The sequence below is a fragment of the Burkholderia metallica genome, assembly GCF_902832845.1.
Lineage (GTDB): Bacteria > Pseudomonadota > Gammaproteobacteria > Burkholderiales > Burkholderiaceae > Burkholderia > Burkholderia metallica.
In genome coordinates this window covers 318,640-339,664 of sequence record NZ_CADFDB010000001.1, presented here as the reverse complement: position 1 = coordinate 339,664, position 21,025 = coordinate 318,640, and the positions used below count along the sequence as shown (strand labels likewise).

The window sequence follows — 21,025 nt, the reverse complement described above, 5'->3', positions numbered from 1 at the left end:
CCCGCCGCGCCGCGTCACCCCGCGCGCTGATGTTCGAGCCACGCCTGGAACATCAGCACCGTCCACAGCTGATGTTGCCAGTTCATCCGGCCGGTCTGGTGCTGCCGCCACAGGCGCTCGACGGCGGCCGCGTCGAAGAAGCCCTCCTCGCGCAGCCGCGACGGCCGCAGCAGCGTCTCGGCCCAGTCGCGCAGCGCGCCGCGCAGCCAATGGTCGACGGGCGCGCAGAAGCCCTGCTTCGGCCGGTCGATCAGCGCGGACGGCACGTAGCGGTCGAGCAGGCGGCGCAGCAGCGCCTTCGACTGCCCTTCCGGCAAGCGCACCGCCGCAGGCACCCGCCACGCGAATTCGACCACGTGATGATCGAGGAACGGCATGCGCGTTTCGAGGCTGACGGCCATCGCCGCGCGATCGACCTTCGCGAGAATGTCGGTCGGCAGGTAGGTGAGCGTATCGATCGCCATCGCCTGCTCGGCGAAGCTCAGATGCTCGGGCCACGCGGACACCGTGTCGAGCGGCGTCGGCGGCTCGTGCCCCGACAGCGCGAGACGTTCCGGATGATGTACCGCCGACATCAGCAGCCGGTACAGCCCGATGCGGCTCTCGGCCGTCATCACGTGACCGAGCTTGTGCAGGCGGTCGCCGATGCGCGTCGCCGTATCGCGTGCCTCCACGCCGCCCCACGCACCTTGCGCGACGGCCGCGAGCTGGTCCGCGTGATCGGGCCGCAACGCATGCAGCGCGGCGGCGATCCGCGCGCGCACCGCCGCCGGCACGCGATGCAGCTTGCGCCACAGGCGCGGCGTCAGGAAGTAGCGCGTATAGCCGCCGAACAGCTCGTCGCCGCCGTCGCCGGACAGGCTCACCTTCACGTGCCGGCGCGTCAGCTCCGACACGAGGAAGGTCGGAATCTGCGACGCATCGGAGAACGGCTCGTCGTAGATCGACGGCAGCTTCGGCACGACGCCGAGCGCATGGTCGGCCGTCACGTAGAGTTCGGTATGGCGCGTGCCGAGATGACGCGCGACTGCCTTCGCGTATCCGGCTTCGTCGTACCCGGCTTCATGGAAGCCGATCGTAAACGTGTCGACCGGCGTCGCCGATTGCGCCTGCATCAGCGCGACGATCGTCGAGGAATCGATGCCGCCCGACAGGAACGCGCCGAGCGGCACGTCCGCTTCCATCTGCCGCGCCACCGCCTGGCGCAGGATCGTGTCGAGCTGGCCGACGGCTTCGTCGGCGCTGCCCTCGAACGGCTGTGCGCGGCCATCCTCGATGGCCTGCTCGAGCGTCCAGTACGCGCGGATGCGCGGCGTGTCGCGCGCATGCTCGAACTGGATGAAGGTGCCCGGCGGCAGCTTGTGGATGCCGCGATAGATCGTGTGAGGCGCGGGCACGCTCGACTGGCGCAGGTACAGGCACAGCGCATCGCGATCGATCGCGCCGTCGAAGCCCGGATAGCCGCGCAGCGCCTTCAGCTCGGACGCGAATACCAGCGCGTCGCCGATCCGGCCGTAATAGAGCGGCTTCTCGCCGATCCGGTCGCGTGCGAGCGTCAGCACCCGCGACGCGCGGTTCCACAGCGCGAACGCGAACATGCCGGTCGCGCGCCGCAACGCCGCGTCGACACCCCACGCGGCGATCGCCGCGATCAGCACCTCGCTGTCGGAGTGGCCGCGCCACGCCGGTGCGCGCCCGGCACGCTCGAGTTCCGCGCGCAGTTCGCGATGGTTGTAGATTTCGCCGTTGAAGACCAAGACGTAGCGGCCGCACGCGGATGCCATCGGCTGTCGGCCGTGTACCGACAGGTCGACGATCGCGAGCCGCCGGTGGCCGAGCGCGACGCCGGCTTCCGGATCGACCCAGATCCCCTGCCCATCCGGCCCGCGATGCGCGAGGCTTGCCGTCATCCGCGCGAGCGTGCCGCGCGCTGTCTCCTCATCGAAGGCGACGCTATTCAGAAAGCCGTCGATTCCGCACATTTGATTTGTCCGCCCCTGTTGACCATTTCCGTCACGCGTGGCGCAAGCTCGCGGCCCGCCGTCCGGCGTGACGGTCGAGCCATCTTACGAAGAAATAAATCAGCAATAATTCACAGGTGAACTTGCGCGCAAACAAGAAAAAAATATCGTCAAGCGCCGCACACGCATGACCGCCCCAAGGGGCCATATCGGATCGGAACGCATGGCCACGCAAGCACGCGCGCGGAACGAAAAAAGGGCTGAATGCCGAAGCGGCTGCCGTCGCACGCATCAGCCCGCGCCGGTCGCCCATTTCAGCAGCTGCGCGACTTCGCGGAAATGCTGCGGCTGGATCGTGCCGTTCTCGGGCGTCGTCTCGTACAGCGCCTGCGCGAGCCCGACGTTCGCGAGCGTCGGGCGCAGCGCATCGCGCGCGGCACGCACGATCCGCTCGGCCGCGTCGCCCTCGCCGCGCGCGAGCACCCACGGCAGCGTGCCGATCCCGCCGTAATACAGCGCGACCGCGACGCGCGGCGAATGGACGACCACCGATGCATAGCCGATCCGGTCGGACAGCGACGCGAACTGCACTTCGCGCGCGAGTTGGCGGCGCTTCGCCTCGACGTGCGGATCGCCTTCGTCTTCCTTGTGCTCGCGCCGCACTTCGTCGATCGACATTTTCATCTTCTGGTTGAATTCGTGCCGCTGGTGCACGATGTCGATCAATGCCATCACGATGTAGATCAGCGCGGCCCAGCCGAACAGCAGCATCAGCAGCTTCACGATCAGCGCGAGGATCGAGAGCGGCCGCGTGAAGCCCGACTGCACGGCCGGGTCGAGCGACTCGACGATCAGCCAGCCGAGCGTCGCGGCGAGCAGCGCCGTTTTCAGCAGCATCTTCGCGAGATTGACGAGGTTGCGCAGCGACCACAGGTTCTTCATCCCCTCGGCCGGGTTGAGTCGCGACAGCTGCGGCACGAGGCGGCTCCACGCCATCACGCCGCCGACCTGCACGAAGCCCGCGAGCAGGCCCGCCAGCAGCCCGGCCGCGACGATCTGCGCGGACAGCGTCGCCCAGTCGCGGGCGGCGCCGTCGATCAGCACCGCGATCCGCGCGGACGGGTCGGCCGCGCCGACCGCGTCGAACACGAGCCGGAACAGCGCCTGCAGCCGCGCGAACAGCGCGCCGATACCCACCGCGAGCGCGACGCACACGCCGACGAAGAACGCCGACGAGATCGTTTCCGCGCTCTTCGGCACATCGCCTTTCTCGCGCGCTTCGCGCAGGCGTTTCGCGGTCGGCTTCTGGTCCTTTTCGGCCATCGCGGCTCCGTCGCGCTCACGCGCCGCCGTGCGCGGCGAACAGCGCGCGCAGCAACGCCATCAACCCGCTGTCGGGGCTCAGCAGTGCATGCAGCGACGCGTACACCACCGGCAGGAACAGCACCATCATCAGCAGCGCGAGCGCGCTCTTCAGCGGCTGCGAGAACACGAACACGTTGAGCTGCGGCACCGCGCGCCCGACCAGCCCGACGCCGAGCTCGACGAGCACCAGCACGATCGTCACCGGCGCGGCGAGCTTCACCATCCATTCGAAGATCGTGTCGGTCTGGCGCACGACGAAGGTCTGCAGCATCGACGAGAAATCGGGGCCGAGCGAGCCGATCGGCCACCACGCATACGACTGCGCGAACAGCTGCACGAGCACCTGCAGCCCGCCCGCGGTGACGAACAGCGCGATCGCGACGAAATTGAGGAATCCCGACGTCGGGCCGCCTTCGTGTCCGCCCATCGGATCGAAGAACGCGGCGCTGCCGCTGCCGGTCTGGAAGTCGATCAGGTAGCCGACGCCCTGGATCGCGAACAGCACCGCGCTGAACGCGCCCGCGAGCAACATGCCGACCATCGCCTCCTTCGCGACGAGCAGGCACCACATCAGAAACGGCAGCGCGGCCACCTGCGCGGCGTCGATCGCCGGCGCGACGAACGCGGCGATCACGACCGCGATCCCGTTGCGCACGAGGCCCGTGACGATCTGCTCGTTGAATACCGGCACGACGAACATGATCGGCAACAGGCGCGGCATCACATAGAGCAGCGGCCGCAGCGTGCCCGCGACGTCGTTGAAGCCCGAGGCCGGGTCTAGCATCGGCGCTCCAGCGTGGCCGGCGTGGCGACATCGGGGAGATCATCGCCAACGCCATCGGCGGCGGAAGCGGCCGGGTCGTTCGGGTCGTTCGGGTCGTTCGGGTCGTCCCGGTCGGCTCGCGTATCGGCCCGCGGTGCGGTCATCTCCGCATCGAATGCCTGCGCTGCATCGGACGCGGCCGCCCCGTGGCCCGACGCGTCGGCGCCCACGGCCGCCCATGCGCCAGCCGTCGCGAAACGTCGCACCGCATGGCCGTCCGCGACTTCGTCGGCATCGCGCTCGACCCGCGCGGCGCGCGCGTGCAGCGCCTTCTCGCCGGCTTTCCCGAGCTTGTCCTCGGCTGCCTGCGCCTTGCGCGCGGCGCGCTGCAGGTCGGCAAGCGTCGCCTCGTGGCCGCGATGCACGTGCGCGGCCTCGTTCACCGACGCGTTCGCGGTGCCGATCTGCCGGTCGAACGTGCGCGTGTCGGCCGCCGCGTCCTGCAGCGCACGCGCCTCGCGCACGTCGTCGGCGAGCCGCGTCTGGATCGCGGCCTTCGCGGCGACCTGCTGCGCCAGCTGCGCGTGCGCGGCCGCGAGCGCGCGTCGGCTCTGCGCGGCGATGCCCTGCTGGCGCGCGGCCGCGACGCGTGCGATCTGGCTGCGCATCGCGCGCACGCGCTTCAGGCGCGCGAGCGTCGCGAGCACGAGGCGGTCGTCGGCTTCAGACATGATCGTTCGCCAGCTTCGTCAGCTTCGCGAGCAGCGTGTCGAAGCGCACGTCCTCGTCCGACGCCTGCGCGCAGAACGCACCGATCGCGTCGCGCGCGCGCAGCGCGAGATCGCCGAGCCGGTCGCTGCCTTCGCGATATTCGCCGATCTGCACGAGCAGCTCGATTTCCTGGTACTTCGCGATCAACTCGCGCACGCGCGCGGCCGCATGCTGGTGCGTGCGGCTCGCGACGAGCGGCATCACGCGCGACAGGCTCGCGAGCACGTCGATCGCCGGATAGCGGTTCGCGAGCGCGATCTTGCGCGACAGCACGATATGGCCGTCGAGGATCGAGCGCACTTCCTCGGCGATCGGATCCGATTCCTCGTCGCCTTCGACGAGCACCGTATAGAGCGCGGTAATCGAGCCGCGCGAGCCCTGCCCCGCGCGCTCGAGCAGGCGCGGCAGTACCGCGAACGTCGACGGCGGGAAGCTGCGCCGGGTCGGCGGCTCGCCGCTCGCGAGGCCGACCTCGCGCTGCGCGCGCGCGAAGCGCGTGAGCGAATCGACCAGCAGCAGCACGCGCTTGCCCGCATCGCGGAAATGTTCGGCGATCGCGGTGGCGACCAGCGCGGATTTCACACGCTCCATCGCCGGGCGATCGGACGTCGACACGACGACGATCGACCGCGCGCGCACCTCGGGCGACAGGCTGTGCTCGATGAATTCGCGCACCTCGCGGCCGCGTTCGCCAACGAGCGCGATCACGTTCACGTCGGCCTGCGCGCCGCGCGCGATCATGCCGAGCAGCGTGCTCTTGCCGACGCCGGACGGCGCGAAGATGCCGACGCGCTGCCCGATGCCGAGCGTCATCAAGCCGTCGATCACGCGCACGCCGGTCGGAAACGGCATGTCGATCAGCTTGCGCGCGAGCGGATTCGGCGGGTCCTGCTGCGTCGACACCCACGCGGCGCCGGTCACCGGCCCGCGATCGTCGAGCGGCCGGCCGAGCCCGTCGAGCACGCGGCCGAACAGCCCTTCTCCGACCGGAAACACATGCTCGCGCCCGGACGGCACGACGGTCGTCTCGGGCGACAGCCCCGCCACGTCGCCGAGCGGCGTGAGCAGCGTCGTCTGCCGCGAGAAGCCGACCACTTCGGCGAGCAGCGTCGGCTGGTTCGGCGTGCGCAGCTCGCAGATTTCCCCGAGCCGCGCACGGATGCCCGTCGCGTTCAGGATCTGCCCGACCGCGTGATTGACGCGGCCCTGCACCGACACCGGCGAGAAGAACGCGAGCCCCGCATCGAGCTCGCCGACGAGGCGGCCGCGATCGAACGGCGCGCCGTCGTCGTCGCCCGCCGGCAGCGTATCGTCGAGCGGTGCGTTCATCGCGCGGCGCCCTTCAGCGCATCGCGGCGGATCGCCTGGCGCAGCGCGTCGATCTGCAGGTCGAGGCTCGCGTCGATGCGCCCGGACGGCGTCTCGACCGTGCACGCATGGCGTTCGAGCTGCGCGTCCTCGACGATGCGGATCTTCTGCCGGTTCGACTGCCCGGCGAATGCGCCGTCGAGCGCGTCGCGCATTTCGTCCTGGCGGCCGGGCGCGACCCGCACGATCAGGAACGCCTCGTCGCGCACGAGCGGCGCGATCCGCGCGAGCGCGGCCTCGTACAGCGTCTTCGTGCTCATCTCGCCGACGATCGCGCGCACGGCCTTCACGACGATGTCGGCCATCGCATCCTTCATCGTCTCCATCGTGCGCGCGGCGGCGAGCGCCTGCGTATAGGCCTGCGCGGCCTGCTCGCGCTGCGCGCGGCGCATCCCTTCGTCGTAGCCGGCCGCCTGGCGCCTGTCGAATTCGCGCTGCGCGTCGGCGACGATGCGCGCGGCCTCGTCGCGCGCGGTGGCGATCACCGCGGACGCGTCGAGCAGCGCCGCGTATTCGCGCTCCTTGAGCACCTTGCGCTCCGACAGGAGTTGCAGGTTGTCGCTCGTGATCAGAAAAGCCAGTCCCATGACGCGAGCCTCTCGGGAATCAGAAACAGGAACATCAGTTCGCCGAACTGGTCGCGCTGCGCGCGGTTCAGCCAGTACGGCGCTTCGTCGTCGATCACGCGGTGGAATTTCAGGCGCGTGCGCCGCGCGACCGCGTCGCCCGCCGCACCGATGAAATCCGCCAGCAGCCGGCCGCCGCGCGCGCGAATCATCGCAGGCAACGCAGCGGGATCGGCGCGCCACGGCTCGAGCGTGTCGGTGAGCGCACCGAATTCCGGCGCGCGTTCGAGCGCGAGTTCCAGTGCGTCCGCGCCGAGCTTCGCCGCGACTTCGGCGCGAATCCGCCGCACGGCCAGCGCATCGCGCAGCCACAGGCGATGCAGCAGCAGCCCCGCATACGCGGCCAGCTGCTCGAGCGCCGCGCCCGGCAGCAGCGCGAGCCGCGCGCACGGGTTCGCGACGTCGAAGTCGTGCCGGCCGGCCACGCCGTGCGCGTCGAGCAGGTACCGCGCCAGCAGCTTGCGGCCGGCCATGCCGAACGCATCCGGCGAACGGTAGCGCGCGGGCCAGTCGGCCGGCACGCGCGTCACGTGCAGATAGCGGTCGGGCCGCAGGTTGAAGTCGCAGACGAGCGCATGAAACGCGGCGCGCCGCGCCGCGGGCGGCGGCCCGAGCGGCTGCAGCCACGGCAGCGGCGCCGCGTCGGATGCGGCGGGCCCGTCGCCCGGCGGCGGCGCGTACGGATCGCTCATGCGCCGTCGCGCGCGCCGTCCGGCGTGCGCAGGCCGCCGGAACCGGCCGCACCGTGCGCCGCGCGCGACGCGCCGAGCAGGCCCGCGAGCCGCGCGCCGAACATCCCGCGCCGCGCCGCCGACAGCGCGATCACCGCGCAGGTCAGCAGGATCAGCGCGAACACGAGCCAGCCGAGCGGCGAGCGCAGCCGCACGATGTCGGTCACCGCGCTGCCGATCCCGTCCACGCGCGTCGCGCGCGCGGCGGCCGGCTGCAGGAACAGCGACACGTTGTCGTACTGCAGCCCTTCGATGCTGTGCGCGACGAGATCCTTGACCATCGGCGCCATCGCGCGCAGGTCGACGCCGGGCCGGTAGCGGATATACACGGCCGCCGACGACGGCTTGATCTTGTCCGCGAGCGGATCGTTCTCCGGAATCACGACCTGCACGCGCGCGACGACCACGCCCTCGATGTCCTGCAGCGTGCGCGACAGGTCCTGCGACACGCCGTACAGGTAGCGCACGCGTTCCTCGGCCGGGGTCGACACGAGGCCCTGCTTCTGGAACAGCTCGCCGAGGCTCGCATAGCTCGGCTTCGGCAACCCGTTCGCCTGCAGCACCGTGAGCGCCGACTGCATGTCGCCGTCCGCGACGCTGACGAGCCACGCGTTGCGGTCCGACGTGTCGCGCGCGTCGTTGTCCTTCGACGCGCTGATGCCCGCGTCGCCGAGCACCGCGACCATCTGGTTCGCATCGCGCTCCGACAGGCCCGAGTACAGCTCCTTCTGGCACCCGGCCAGCAGCACGAGCAGCCCCGCGAGCAGCGCGCGCGCCGCCCGGCTGCGCCACGCATGCGCGCGCGGCGTCGAATCGATCGTCGTCATCGTTTGTCCGCTTCCGTGTGTGCGCGGCCTCGTGCGGCACGCGCGCACGCCATCACTCCTGCGTCTTCAGCACCGTGTGCGTGAAGCCGTTCGCCGCCTGCGCGACCGACAGGCTCAACTGGTATTCCGAAATCGTGGTGGTCGCCGTCCACTGGAAATCCATCGCCTTCACCATCGTCATCATCGGATCGCTGCGGCTGTCGGCCATCGACGTCAGCATCTCGCTGCGATGCTTGTCGATGTTCGCGTACCGCGCGTCGAGATCGTTGCCGTAGGTGCGCAACCGCTCGACGAGCGACGACGGGTTCGCCTGCGCGGGCGTCATCTGCACGGCCGGCGCCGCATCGGCCGGCGCGCGCGACATCGCGACGCCCGACGAAGACGGCGGCGCCGCTGGTGAAGCGCCCGGCTGCATCAACGCATCGAACTGGCGCACCTGCGCCGGATCGGACGCCGCGCCCGTTTGCTGCGCGGCCCCCGCGAGCGCGGCCGCGCCCGGCGTCGCCGCGCCTACGCCTGTCACTGACATGTCCATGCCCTCCTCGAAAAGCACGCGCCGGACCGGATCGGTCGGGCCCGCCCGGAACAGGCCGGCCGGCACGCGCACCACCGCCACCGGGCGCCCGTCGCGGGCACGCCCGGCGCACAACGGCGCGCGGCGTGGCCGGCGGCCGGCGTCATGCGCGGCCGGCCGAGCTCAGGTGTTGCGCGACCTGGGCGTTCGCCGTCCCCTCCTGCGCGGTCACGGCGTTGCTGGTTTCGAACGTCGCGGTCGACTGCTGGACCTGGAAGTTGATCTTCGTCAGTTCGAGCTGCGTCTTGGTCAGGTCGTCCGCCTGCTGCTGGACCTGGTTCGTGTTGGTTGCACCACCTGCTGCCTGCGTACCCATGTTGCGCTCCTTTACGTGAACGTCATCCACCTGGCGACGGAAGCCCCATGCCCCGCCGTCGACGTGGGGCGCCGCACGCTCGCGACGCCCCGCGTAATGCGCGCACCGCGCGCCGCGCGATGCGCATGACCTGTCACGACGCTAGTGCGCCGCGTCCTTCGATGCGCGTTGCGCCGCGGCACCGGCCGGCGCGGCATCGGCCGCCGCGGCATCGGACGGCAAACCATCCGGCAACGACGTCGGCACCGGTTGCGCGATCCCTGCCGCCGCGCCGCTCGCGAGCGGCGCCACGGGCGGCGCCGGCACCTGCTCGGGCGCATGCGCCGACGGGCCGCCGAGCGGCATCGTGATGCGCTGGCCGTTGCGCTCGAACACGACTTCGTCCGGGCCGATCGACACGACCGTCGCGCCCTCCTTCAGCCGCGCGCCCTCGAAATAGCGGCTGCCGTCGGCGGTCTCGATGTAGCGCTGGTCGCCGTCGCCGGCGAACACGGTCGTGATCTCCGGAATCCCCGCCGTGCCGCCGAGCGTCGTCGCGGTGCGCGGCGCGCCTGCGTCGGCATCGCGCACGTGATCGACCACCTCGAGCGCCGGACGCGCATCCTTCATGTAGTTGCGGATACGCGGCTCGATCTGCGCGCGCGCGGCCGTGCCCGTCAGCTCGATCCGGCCGCGGCCGAGATACGCGACCGTCAGCGCCGTGTCGCTGAAATAGGTCTGCGCGGTCGCGACCAGGTCGCTGACCACGTAGATGTTGCCGAGCGCCGCGTTGTCGACGCCCGCGACGATCTGCGCGACGCGTTCGCGCGCGGCCGGATCGCTCACGTAGCCCGACACGATCACGCCGTCGTCGCGCGGCGCGACGGCCAGCTCCGGGTACGCGCGCAGCAGTTGCTGCAGCCGGTGCGTGCGCGCGAGCACCGATTCGTGCTGCCACGGCAGGCGCCCCGACCACGTGACGAAACCGTAGCCGAGCGCGCCGAGCAGCACGCCGAGCCACAGCGCGACCAGCGCGATCACGAGCCGCCGGCTGCCGAGGCGGCGCAGTCCGCCCGCGAGCCAGCCGAGCCACGCCACCTCGCGCGCGGGGTCCGGCGTGCCGGCTTCATCCGGCAGCGCGACGCTCGCCTGCGCGTGCCGCGCGATGCCGAGCCGGATCGAGCCGACCGTCACGACGTCGTGCGGCGTCAGCGAGCGGCGGCCCGCGCCGAGCGGCTCGTCGTTGAACAGGACCGGTGCGCCGGCGCCGCCGCCGTGGTTCTGCACGGTCACCGCGAGCGCGCCGACCTGCAGGCACACCTGTTTCGCGCCGATCTCGCGATCGGGCAGGATCACCTCGCAGTCGGCCGCGGTGCCGACCCAGTTCGCGCCGCGCGCGAGCGACATCGTGCGGCCGTACATCGGCCCGCTCAGGAAGCACAGGTTCCACGGCGACGCGGGCGCGGCCGAACCGGCCCCCGCGCCTCCCGCGCCGCCGGGCAATGCACCGTCGCCGTGCGGATCAATGATGGTCGTCGACATGCGGGGGAACTCCTGCGGTCGTCGCCGCCGGCTGCGACGCCGAACCCGACGGCGGCGGCAACGCGGGCGGCCCGAACTTCGTGCCGGGCAGCGGCTTCGGCGTCAGCGGCACCGCGACGTCGTTGTCCGGCGGCCGGTACATCGACATCCCTTCCGGGCTGGCCGGCCCGTCGGCGCCCGGGTTCACCGGCGAGCCGTCGGGCGCATACATCGACGCGGTCGTCACCACGCGCGGCGTCAGCAGGTAGAACCGCTCCATGTGGTTGCCCGACTTGTCGGTGTACTTGAACAGGTTGCCGATCAGCGGAATGTCGGACAGCCAGGGCACGCCGCTCTTGTTCAGCCGCACCTCGTCGTCGTTGAAACCGGCGATCAGCAGGCTCTTGCCTTCGTCGATCATCGTCTTGGTGACGATGTTGCGCTGCTGGATCACCGGCACGTTCGACACGGCCTGCCCCGGCACGATGTTGCCGTCCTGGATGTCGATCGACATCATCACGCTCTGCGGGTTGCCGGATACGGCGGCCGCATTGCGGATCGCCTCGTCGACGATCATCGGCGTCACCTTGATGCTCGTGCCGGTCGTCACGCTGTACAGCGACGAATCCTGATAGCCCGGCACCTGCACGTAGAACTGCGTGAGGTTCTCGAGGATCGCCTCGGTGTTGTCGAGCGCGAGCACCTTCGGCTTCGATCGCAGCTGCGCCTGCCCCTTCTGCGCGAGCGCGTTCACGCGCGTGAGCAGGTAGTTGCGCAGCGACCCGCCGATCGACGCGGTCAGCGCGATGCCGGTCGGCATGAAGGTGCCCGTCTGCCCGGTTTCCGACGTGCCGATCCCGAACGTCAGCGGCGGATTGCCGCTGCCGTTGTACTGCGTGTTGCCGTTCAGCGCATTCTGGCCATTGCCGATCTGCACGTCGCCGTGCGTCGTGTGCAGGCGCCAGTCGATCCCGAGGCTGTCGAGCGAATCCTCGTTGATGTCGATGATCGTCACGTTGATCTCGACGATGCGCGGCCGCTCGTCGAGCTGGCCGATCAGCGACTGGTAGCGGTACATGTTCTCCGGCAGGTCGCGCACGATCACCGCGTTGATCGCCGGGTCGGCGACGATCTGCGGCAGCGTGTCGCCGCCGCCGTTCGAGAACGGCGAGAACCCGCCGCCCATGCTGCCGTCGCCGGCATAGCCGCCCGAACGCGGGCCGCCGGAGATGTCGGGGAAATCGAGGCGCGGCACCGCGATCGTCAGCCCCGAGCCGAGCTTCACCTGGCGCGCGGCCTGCCCGAGCGACGGGTTCGACGGCGCCGCGGTCGTGTCGGCCGCCTTGCCGAACAGCCGCCGCAGGATCGTCGCGACGCCCGGCACCGTCACTTCCTTGCCGGAGCGGTTGATCGTGAAGTCCGACGCCCAGCCGTACTTGAGCCGGAACGCGCGGATGTCCGCGTGCGCACCGTTCGCCGACGGGTCGCCGACCGAGCCCACCGCCTGCCGCACGAGTTCGACGTAGCGGCGCGGGCCGGCCACGTACACGCTGTTCGCGCGGTCGTTGATCACCAGCGTGTAGCGCTTGTCGGGGATCTGCATGGCCTGCAGCGCGCGGCCGATTTCTCCGGAGGCATTCGGCGGGATCGGGATCATCTGCGTCTGCGACTGGTCGGCCGGATCGACGTACAGGAACGATCCGTCGTAGTACCAGGTCAGGCCGTAGGTCGAGCAGATCGTATCCAGCGTCTGCTGCGGCGTACCGGAGAAGCGGCCGCTGATCACGCCGTCGACCTTCGGGTCGACTACCGCCGTCACGCCCTGCGACGACGCGAGCTCGCGGATGAAGTCGCCGATCTTCTTGCCGTTCGCGACGATCGTGAACGGCTTGTTGCGCCAGCGCAGGTCCGCGGCGCGCGCGGGCTGCGCGGGCGCCATGCACAGCGATGCCGCGAGCAGCGCGCTCGCGCACACGGCAAGCGCGGCCCGTTGCAGGCTGCGCGGTTGAAACCGGATCGAGGCGACGCGTCGACGCATCAAAGCACTCCTGTGGAAGAAACGAACATGCGTTCCAGCGCCTGCTGCGCGAAACGCAGCACTTCGCCGCCGAGCCAGCCCGACAGCAGCACGAGGGCGACCATCACGGCGATCAGCCGCACCGCGATGCCGATATTGGCGTCCTGCACCTGCGTGACGGCCTGCAGAATCGCGACGACGAGGCCGGTGACGGTGGCGATCAGCACGATCGGCAGCGACAGCAGCAGCACGAGCATCAGCGCCTGCCGCGTCAGGTCGAGGATCGTCGAGCTGGTCATTGCACGGCTCCCGGCACGCGCACGTCGGCGCCCGCGCCGACCGTCCCGTCGTCCGGCGGGTTCTTGACCCAGCCGACCGTATGCAGCTGCACGTCCTCCTCGACCTCCTGGTACGACAGCACCGCGAGGTCGGGCAGCACCGGCTGCAGGATCGTCTTCACGTAGCGGCGCGCGCCGAGCGCGACCATCACCGCGAGCCGCGCGGCGCCCTGCGCAGTGCCGTGACCGCCGGGGCCGGCCGCCTGCGCGGCCTGCACGATCGCGCGCACCTGCTCGCCGATGTCCTGCTTGACCGCGCTCGACAGCGCGAGGAAATTCCCCTGCTTCGTGCGCATCACCGCACGCTCGATCCGCTCCTGCAGGTTCTGCTCGAACAGCACGACCCGCAGCTGGCGCGTCGTGCCCGCATGGCGGTCGGTGATCATCCGGCGCAGGTCGACACGCACGAGTTCGACCAGCGCGATCACGTCGTCGGGTTCGTTCGGCGCCCACGTGATCAGGCTCTCGAAGATCACGCGCAGATTGCGGATCGGCACCTGTTCCGCCAGCAGCCGGCGCAACACCTCGGTCACGCGCTGCAGCGGCACGAGCCGCGTCAGTTCGCCGACGAGCTCCGGGTGATCGCGGCGCACCAGGTGCACGAGCGCCTGCGTCTCCTGGATCCCGAGCAGTTCGTCCGCATGCTGGCGCACGATCTGCTCGACGTGCGCGGCCAGCGCGCCTTCACTCGACAGCCACCTGCCGTCGGGCGCGGCGCCGTCGGGCTTGATCCACAGCGCGGTCGCGAACGGGCCGAACGCTTCGGCCGGCTGGCGCTCCGCGCGCTCGGGCAGCGGCGCGACACCGTCCCACAGCAGCCAGCCCGGCTTCAGCGCGCCTTGCGCGGCGAGCACGTCCTGCAGGTAGATCCGGTACGTGCCGGCCGCCGCGCCTTCGTCGTCGTTCAGCGTGATGCGCGGAAACACCGTGCCGATGTCCGCGTCGACCCGCGCCTTCGCGCTCGACAGCGCGGCCTGCAGGTGCGCCAGGTTCAGGCTCGCGCGCAGGTCGTCGGACAGCGACACCGCGATCAGCGACGTGACGCCGGCCGCATGCGACACCTTCGCGGGCTGGCCGTCGTCGGCCGTGCCGACGCGCCCCGCGACATGAATCAGGTTGAAGCTCGGCGCGGCCGTCTTGCGCCTGAGCTGCGAGAACGCGAACGCGCCGAGGCCGAGCGCGATCAGCGCGAACGACCATTTCGGAAAACCGGGTACGACGAGAAAACCGCTCAGCACGAACGCCGCGATCAGCAATGCGCGCGGATGCGCGCCCAGCTGCTCGCCGAGCTGTTCGCCGAGCTGGCGCTGCCGTGCATCGCGGGTCGCGACACGCGTCGTCACGATGCCGGCCGCGATCGACACGAGCAGCGACGGGATCTGCGACGCCATCCCGTCGCCGACCGTCAGGATCGCGTAACGTTGCAGCGCTTCGCCGATATCCATGCCGTGCATCAGCGTGCCGACCGCGATCCCCGCGACGATGTTGATGAACGCGATCACGAGGCCGGCGATCGCGTCGCCCTTCACGAACTTCATCGCGCCGTCCATCGCGCCGTGCATCTGCGATTCCTGCTCGAGCTTCTCGCGGCGTTCGCGCGCTTCGTCGGCGCTGATGATGCCCGCGCGCAGGTCCGCGTCGATGCTCATCTGCTTGCCCGGCATCGCATCGAGCGAGAAGCGCGCGCCGACCTCGGCCACCCGCTCCGAGCCCTTCGCGATCACGATGAACTGCACGACGGCGATCACGAGGAACACCACGCCGCCCACCACGACGTTGTTGCCCACCACGAGCCGCCCGAATGCGTCGATCACGTGACCCGCGTTCGCATGCAGCAGGATCAGCTTGCACGACGCGATGTTCAGCGCGAGCCGGAACAGCGTCGTGAACAGCAGCAGCGCCGGAAACGACGAGAAGCTGACCGCCGACGGCACGTAGGTCGACACCGTCAGCAACACGACGCTCGCGGCGAGATTCAGCGAGATCATTCCGTCGAGCGCGGCCTGCGGCAGCGGCAGGATGAACAGCGCGACGACCGCGACGATGAACGTCGCGAGAAACAGATCGGCGCGCGGCGATGCGCCCCCGAGGCGCCGTCCGGACACGCCGCGGCCAGCGGAAAACAACCGCTGCCAGTCGCGGGGGAGCGCCTTCGGTTCTGCCATCGTGCCGTCGTCCTGTCGTTATTGCCTGCTGGTACGGGCAACCCTGCCCCATGTCGCACGGACCGTTGAATGGGACGAGTGTAGCGACGGGGAACGACGGAAAAAGGCACGCGCCTCGTAGCGTGAAAGCGCGTTTTCCGGCCACGATCGAAGCGGACTACGAAACCCGGCGGCACGTTCCGGCACGCGCCGCCGGAACCGCTTCCATCGCGCGCCGGGCCGCCGGCGCGCGCGTCAGGCGGACGTCAGGTCGGACGGCATCCGCCGTGCGGCGAGGTACGCGAGTTGCGCACGGTTCTGCACGTTGAAGAGTTTTTCGAGCGAGCGAATATGGTGACCGACCTTGTGCAGCGACGTGCGCAGCGCGCTCGCGATCTCCTGATCGGACAGCCCGTGCACGAGGCGGTCGAGCACCTGCTGCTGTTCGTCGCCGAGCGCAAAGCCGCGCATGCGCGCGACGCGCGCCTCGAGGAACGGCAGCGCGACGCGATGCACGGCAAGGCTGACCGACAACGCGCCGCCGATCACGCGATCGTCAATCCAGTCGGTGCCGTGCGTCTCCGACGTCAGGTTCACCGCGACACGCAGGTCGAGGCGCGGCGCCGACAGCCCGAAGATCACGCCGCTGTTCATCGCGTGCGCGCGCAGATGGCCGGCAAGCGCGAGCACCTTGCGGTCGCCGCTGCCCTGCGCGGCCGCTTCGATCTCGTCGAGCCGCCACGCGACCGGAAAGCCGCTCTGCCGCACCTGCGCGAAACGCGGGTCGCTTTCGTAGAGCATGCCTTCGATGAACGGCTGCATGAATGTCGCCGGCGCGAGGTCGCGCAGCAGGTGCGCGCACAGGATGCGCCGCCCGATCATTTCGTACGCGCCGTAACCGAGCGTGCTGAATCCGATTTGCCGCAATCGCGCATGGCATTGCGCGAAATCGACCGATGCGAAGTCGGATTTACCTGGCGTAATTTGCAAGCCGGTAAAAACGTCGCGCTCGATTGACTGATATTCGCTCGAATAAGCGGCAGCCGCCGTTATATCGGCTTGTGAGAACCATTCGACGCGTGGTGCGCCGTCAGCATGTGTCATGAGGAGCCCGCCCTTTCCCAATATGTGAAACTGCGCCCCGTCACGATCTGGTCTTTTCTTTAGGATTTTCTGGTCGTCGTTATACGCGTGCGAATATGAAACTTTCACCGCGATTAGTATTACGGCATATTACGCGCACCGACGCATTTTTGTACAATGCCCCCGCGTTTCGTCAGGGATGACGATCGGCGCATATCACACGATGCTCGATCGCACCGCCGCGAATGCCGTACACGATACGGCCGCCGCCAGGCGATGCGCGTCGATTCCGAGGGATGGCTCATGTCCGATATTGCATTGCATGAAGAAGCGGTCGCCTCAACCATTGCCCGTCCGTCGCACGGGCTGAACGCGCGCCCCGACGTGCTGCGGGAGCGCCCGGTGCAGGTCGTCTGGTGCGACGACGTGAAGCGCGGCGAGCTCACGCAGCCGCATGCGCCGAAGCTCGGCGTCGCCGATACGCTCGCGCACGCGCAGAGCACGGCCGAGCGCAACCGGATCGTCGCGAGCCTGCTGCATCTGACGGGCTTCTCGACGTTCGCGTACTTCGCACTCGAATTCGCGCACGAGCGGGTCGAAAGCCTCTACCTGCACGAAGCCTTCACGCCGGCCACCTATCGCGGCGACTACGTGCGGCACAACCATCACGACGTCGATCCGCGCACGCTCGGCGCACGCGTGTGCAACATGCCGATCGTGTGGGACCTGCAGCAACTGCGCCGCGACCACCGCGAACACGATGCCGGCCCGCGCGCGACGCCCGCCGCGCTCGACGGCTTCCTGCAGACGATGCAGGACGACGGGATGTGCAGCGGCATCATGTATTCGATGGCCGTGCCCGGCACGCGTCTGCACGCGTTCATGAGCTTCACCGCGCCGCGCCGCACGCGCGAATGGATCACGCCGGCGACGATCGAGCAGGCGCTGTCGATCGGGCTGTCGGTGCACAAGTTCGCGTCGCCGCAACTGATCTCGACGTCGCGCGAACGCGCGGTAAACGGGCTCACGCCGTTCGAGCAGGAACTGCTGCTCGGCATCGCCGAAGGCGCGTCCGACAAGGAGATCGGCCGGCGCCTCGACACCAGCGCGCACAACGTCGACTATCACCTGCGCAAGCTGCGCAAGCGCTTCGGTGTCGCGAACCGGATCCAGCTCACGTACCTGACGTCGAAGCTCGAACTGATCTGACGTCGCGCCGCGTGCCGTCGTCACACGCGTCGGTAAACGCACATGCCGGCCTCGCGGGCCGGCATGTGCGGGTGGCGGCGCGGTGCCGCTTGCGGTCGAGCGAGCCGCCGCGTTACTTCAGCAGCGTCATCTGCACCACCTTGACGATCACGAGACCGACCGCGATCACGAGATAGCCGCGCAGCACGGCCATCCAGATCCGCGTGGCGAGCGTCATGCTCCGCGGCTCGAGCGTGTCGAGCGCCGGCATGCGCCACGTGTCGCGCAGCGAACGGTCGACCGCCGGTTCGATCACGCGCTTGTTGCGGCGAACCAGTACCGTCGCGATATAGCCGGCGATCGCGAGGACGGTGCCGCCGATCAGCACGTCGACGATCGCTTCGCCGCTGATATCCGGATACATCACCGACGCCGTGAGGATGATCGACAGCAGCACGAGCACCCAGATCACCGCACCGGTGAACACGTTGAGCTTCGTCGAGTTGACCCAGGGCCCCAGCACCTGGCGGTCGTTGCACAGCACCAGCAGGAACACCGTCGCGCTCGGCAGCAGCACGCCCGCGAGCGTCTGCACGGCTTCGGTCAGCAGGCCGAGCGGGCTGCCCGGAATCAGCACGAGCGCGGCCGCGGCCGCGACGATGCCGAAATACACGAGATAGAAACCCTTTGCATCGGACACGCCGCGATGCAGCGAGTGGCGGATCCTGAACACGTCGCCGATCGCATAGGCCGTCGACAGCGACACGGCCGCCGCGCCGATGATGCACGCGTCGAGCAGCGCCACCGCGAACAGCGTCGCGCTCGTACGGCCCGCATACTTCTCGAGGCCCGCGATGATGCCGCCCGCATCGGTGAAGTTGCCGGCTTCCGGATGCCCGCTGAACAGCGCGGAACTGAAACCGATCATCGCGACCGCACCGATCAGCACGAACACGATGCCGATCCACAGGTCGGCCTTTTCATACTTCATGAAGCGCGGCGTGATGCGCTTGTCGATCACGTAGCTCTGCTGAAAGAACAGCTGCCACGGCGCGACGGTCGTGCCGACGATGCCGATCACGAGCAGCATCACGTCCGACAGCTTCGCGTGCGCGGGCCAGTTCGGCACGAAGAAGTCGCGCGACATCTGCGCGACGGGCGGATGGATGGACACGAGCACCGGCACGAGCAGCAGGCTCAGCACGCACAGCCCGATCGCGAACCGCTCGAATCGCCGGAAATCGCCGGTACTCACGGCGGCCATGGTCAGCGCCGCGGCCACGCACACGCCGGCCACCTTCGGCAGCCCGAAGAAAGCCAGCACGAACGTGATGCCGATGAACTCGGTGACGATGGTGAGCGCATTGAGCAGGAACAGGTCGATCACGCTGAACGCCCCCCAGAACCTGCCGAAGCGTTCGAAGATCAGGCGCGCATGGCCGACGCCCGTGACCGCGCCGAGGCGCAGCACCATTTCCTGGTTCACGTACAGCACCGGCACGAGCAGCAGCAGCGTCCACAGCAGCGTCGTGCCGTAGTTCTGGCCGGCCTGCGTGTAGGTGCCGAATGCGCCGGCGTCGTTGTCGCCCACCATCACGATGAGGCCCGGGCCGACGATCGCGAGCAGCGTGCGCAGGCGCGCCCACCACGTGCCGCGCGCGCCGGTGTCGTGATGCGCGATCGTCCCGAGCGCACCGCGGATGTCGCCCAGGTGGGCTTCGTCGAGCACGGCGCCGCGTTCGGCGGCGATCGGTGGAGATACGTTGGATGGCGTGGACATGATGTGTTCCGTACGGCTAATGATGATCCGATGAGCAGGCGACCTTGGCATGCGCGCGGGGCGACCGCTCGACGCGGCCGCGTGTGTGCATGCCGAGACGCGCTCGGTGCGTCTTTCAGTGAAGCAGCGATTTCAGCCGGGTCAGCAGGCGGGAGAACACCCGCGGGCGGGCGTCGAGCATCAGCATCGCGTCGTAGTGGTGGCGCGATTCCGTGACGTGCGGAAGATTCGACAGCAGAAGGCCGAAGTTCATGGTCTGGCTCCATGCGGCGACGGCAGGCGTGCCGGCCGCGTGTTGGGCGCGGGGCCAGTCCGGGGCCTGAGCGACGTGTCAGGCTAGTCGGCCGGAGTGTCCCTGCGACCCGGGTTCAAAAGGGTCTGTGCGTGCAACGGGCATAAGGGACAACTGTCACTGTCGTTCATGGCGGCTCCTGTGCGGTGTTCCGAAGAACACGGTTGACCGCCGTCCGGCGTGCGGGCCGGCATTCGCGCGCCGGGCAAAGGCATGCGCGAACGCGGCCGCCAGCCAGGCGGCGGTGAAGCCGGGCGGCGCATGCGAAAACGCATCACGCTAACCGGCGCGAATCAGGGTGCACGTAGGGATTTGCTGCGGAATACTGCTGCGCGCACCGTTTGCCCGGGGGACAAACGGCGGCTTCGATGAGGCGCGGACGTCGGTCGCTCAGGCGGAAATTTCGTTCGAAGATCGACTACTGCAGGCGTCCAAGGCGGCGGCCCCAAGAGTGAAGATGGCGGATTCTATGGACGGCCCGAAAGTGAAGTCAACCCCTCCAAACCCCATTTCCCCAAATAAATTTCCCGCCTTGCGGCATTGAAAGATTTGCCCTCGAAACGACGCGACGAAACCTTTCAGCGCGTCGCGATACGGTCACGATCCGATGTGCACGAACAACGGCGCGGCGCACCGCCGCCGCGTCGTCGCACCCCCTCTTGCCGGGGCCGCGATGCAGCCGCGCGCAGTGAGGCGCACGCCACACGCAGCGCCGTTCGTGCGTTTTTTACTTGCGCTGCAGCAAACCACACGCATACAATCCGCCGCAATTCATCACAGGATTCCATCCGTGGACACATGCTCTAGTTGCAGTTCGATGCCGGCCCACGCCGGCCAAGCCATCGCGAGATAGCCGCCGCACGCATGTCGTTCGCCGCTAGCTCGCATTCGCCGGGTTAGCGCGCTTCCTCCCGGGCCGGCCATCGCCGGTTCGTCCGTTGCACGCTCCGTTACGTTCCACCCTCCGATCGCAGGCTGCATCAAGCGCCCGCGCTCGATCACGTCGTCCGGCCCGAGCCGGACCGGACGGAGGCAGCGTCATGTTTCTTCAATCGTTCGCGGTCAGGCTCAAGCGCATCCTGCAAGGCGCATGCGACCGCGCGTTCGTTTCCGGCCGCTCGCCGCTCGCCCATGCGTTCAGCAACTGGCGCGGCACGGCACTCGCCCACCTGCCGGCGGCCCCGCGCCTGCTCGACTGCGTGATGGTCGCCGTGATGGCCGCCGCGGTCGCGCTCGTCGCGCTGCTGTGTTCGGCGGCGTCGCGCCTCGGCTTCGCGCAGGTGTGGCGCATCGGCGGCTGGCTGCCGTAACTCGCCGTTGCGCAGCCGCGCCAGTTTCCAGGCGCCAGGGGCCGCCGCGCGATCGTCCCGCCATGCGCCGC

Annotated in this window: 19 protein-coding genes; 2 read left to right on the top strand and 17 right to left on the bottom strand. The window is 69.3% G+C overall.

Features of this window, described 5'->3' with window-relative positions:
* Window positions 1-14: 14 nt before the first annotated feature.
* The 15 genes from asnB to HWX08_RS01480 form a co-directional block, all read right to left on the bottom strand.
* Window positions 15-1,982 carry an asparagine synthase (glutamine-hydrolyzing) gene (gene asnB / locus HWX08_RS01550; RefSeq protein ID WP_174923184.1) on the bottom strand — a complete coding sequence of 656 codons (1,968 nt, stop codon included), beginning with the start codon at window positions 1,980-1,982 and terminating at the stop codon, window positions 15-17.
* A gap of 270 nt (window positions 1,983-2,252) precedes the next feature.
* The gene (locus tag HWX08_RS01545; RefSeq protein WP_069260404.1) at window positions 2,253-3,284 is read right to left on the bottom strand and encodes an EscU/YscU/HrcU family type III secretion system export apparatus switch protein; all 1,032 of its coding nucleotides are present in this window, start codon (window positions 3,282-3,284) and stop codon (window positions 2,253-2,255) included.
* Between the two features lie 16 nt (window positions 3,285-3,300).
* Window positions 3,301-4,110, bottom strand: coding sequence for a type III secretion system export apparatus subunit SctT (gene sctT, locus HWX08_RS01540; RefSeq protein WP_069260405.1), 810 nt, complete (start codon window positions 4,108-4,110; stop codon window positions 3,301-3,303).
* A complete protein-coding gene (locus HWX08_RS01535) occupies window positions 4,104-4,820 on the bottom strand; it encodes a hypothetical protein (RefSeq protein WP_244122668.1) in 717 nt (238 codons plus the stop codon). Before HWX08_RS01535 ends, sctT begins: the two co-directional genes overlap by 7 nt.
* On the bottom strand, window positions 4,813-6,189 hold the full coding sequence (gene sctN, locus HWX08_RS01530) for a type III secretion system ATPase SctN (RefSeq protein WP_174923182.1): 1,377 nt from the start codon (window positions 6,187-6,189) through the stop codon (window positions 4,813-4,815). The genes HWX08_RS01535 and sctN overlap by 8 nt, the downstream gene beginning before the upstream one ends.
* On the bottom strand, window positions 6,186-6,815 hold the full coding sequence (gene sctL, locus HWX08_RS01525; RefSeq protein WP_174923181.1) for a type III secretion system stator protein SctL: 630 nt from the start codon (window positions 6,813-6,815) through the stop codon (window positions 6,186-6,188). Before sctL ends, sctN begins: the two co-directional genes overlap by 4 nt.
* On the bottom strand, window positions 6,797-7,546 hold the full coding sequence (locus HWX08_RS01520) for a SctK family type III secretion system sorting platform protein (protein WP_175806966.1): 750 nt from the start codon (window positions 7,544-7,546) through the stop codon (window positions 6,797-6,799). Before HWX08_RS01520 ends, sctL begins: the two co-directional genes overlap by 19 nt.
* The gene (sctJ, locus tag HWX08_RS01515) at window positions 7,543-8,412 is read right to left on the bottom strand and encodes a type III secretion system inner membrane ring lipoprotein SctJ (protein ID WP_175806964.1); all 870 of its coding nucleotides are present in this window, start codon (window positions 8,410-8,412) and stop codon (window positions 7,543-7,545) included. The genes HWX08_RS01520 and sctJ overlap by 4 nt, the downstream gene beginning before the upstream one ends.
* 52 nt (window positions 8,413-8,464) lie before the next feature.
* Window positions 8,465-8,941 carry a hypothetical protein gene (locus HWX08_RS01510; protein ID WP_069261201.1) on the bottom strand — a complete coding sequence of 159 codons (477 nt, stop codon included), beginning with the start codon at window positions 8,939-8,941 and terminating at the stop codon, window positions 8,465-8,467.
* A gap of 148 nt (window positions 8,942-9,089) precedes the next feature.
* Complete coding sequence (locus HWX08_RS01505; protein ID WP_034180511.1) at window positions 9,090-9,302, bottom strand: hypothetical protein; 213 nt, start codon at window positions 9,300-9,302, stop codon at window positions 9,090-9,092.
* Window positions 9,303-9,443: 141 nt separating this feature from the next.
* Complete coding sequence (sctD, locus tag HWX08_RS01500) at window positions 9,444-10,823, bottom strand: type III secretion system inner membrane ring subunit SctD (RefSeq protein ID WP_174922801.1); 1,380 nt, start codon at window positions 10,821-10,823, stop codon at window positions 9,444-9,446.
* A complete protein-coding gene (gene sctC / locus HWX08_RS01495) occupies window positions 10,804-12,840 on the bottom strand; it encodes a type III secretion system outer membrane ring subunit SctC (RefSeq protein ID WP_174922802.1) in 2,037 nt (678 codons plus the stop codon). The genes sctD and sctC overlap by 20 nt, the downstream gene beginning before the upstream one ends.
* Window positions 12,840-13,118 (bottom strand): type III secretion system export apparatus subunit SctS, encoded by a 279-nt coding sequence (sctS, locus tag HWX08_RS01490; RefSeq protein WP_006480854.1) that lies wholly within the window; start codon window positions 13,116-13,118, stop codon window positions 12,840-12,842. Before sctS ends, sctC begins: the two co-directional genes overlap by 1 nt.
* Window positions 13,115-15,322, bottom strand: coding sequence for a type III secretion system export apparatus subunit SctV (gene sctV / locus HWX08_RS01485; RefSeq protein WP_174922803.1), 2,208 nt, complete (start codon window positions 15,320-15,322; stop codon window positions 13,115-13,117). Before sctV ends, sctS begins: the two co-directional genes overlap by 4 nt.
* 234 nt (window positions 15,323-15,556) lie before the next feature.
* Window positions 15,557-16,405 carry a helix-turn-helix transcriptional regulator gene (locus HWX08_RS01480; RefSeq protein WP_069260414.1) on the bottom strand — a complete coding sequence of 283 codons (849 nt, stop codon included), beginning with the start codon at window positions 16,403-16,405 and terminating at the stop codon, window positions 15,557-15,559.
* Between the two features lie 282 nt (window positions 16,406-16,687).
* On the opposite strand from HWX08_RS01480, the gene HWX08_RS01475 reads away from it, so the two are divergent.
* On the top strand, window positions 16,688-17,593 hold the full coding sequence (locus HWX08_RS01475) for a helix-turn-helix transcriptional regulator (RefSeq protein WP_069261202.1): 906 nt from the start codon (window positions 16,688-16,690) through the stop codon (window positions 17,591-17,593).
* A gap of 112 nt (window positions 17,594-17,705) precedes the next feature.
* Here the strand turns inward: HWX08_RS01475 and HWX08_RS01470 are convergent, their stop codons facing one another.
* Window positions 17,706-19,352, bottom strand: a complete 1,647-nt coding sequence (locus HWX08_RS01470) for an NRAMP family divalent metal transporter (protein ID WP_069260415.1) — start codon at window positions 19,350-19,352, stop codon at window positions 17,706-17,708.
* A 115-nt stretch (window positions 19,353-19,467) separates the two neighbouring features.
* On the bottom strand, window positions 19,468-19,605 hold the full coding sequence (locus tag HWX08_RS01465; RefSeq protein ID WP_167375402.1) for a hypothetical protein: 138 nt from the start codon (window positions 19,603-19,605) through the stop codon (window positions 19,468-19,470).
* Window positions 19,606-20,684: 1,079 nt separating this feature from the next.
* Here HWX08_RS01465 and HWX08_RS01460 point away from each other — a divergent pair.
* A complete protein-coding gene (locus tag HWX08_RS01460) occupies window positions 20,685-20,954 on the top strand; it encodes a hypothetical protein (protein WP_174922804.1) in 270 nt (89 codons plus the stop codon).
* The last annotated feature ends 71 nt before the right edge of the window (window positions 20,955-21,025 follow it).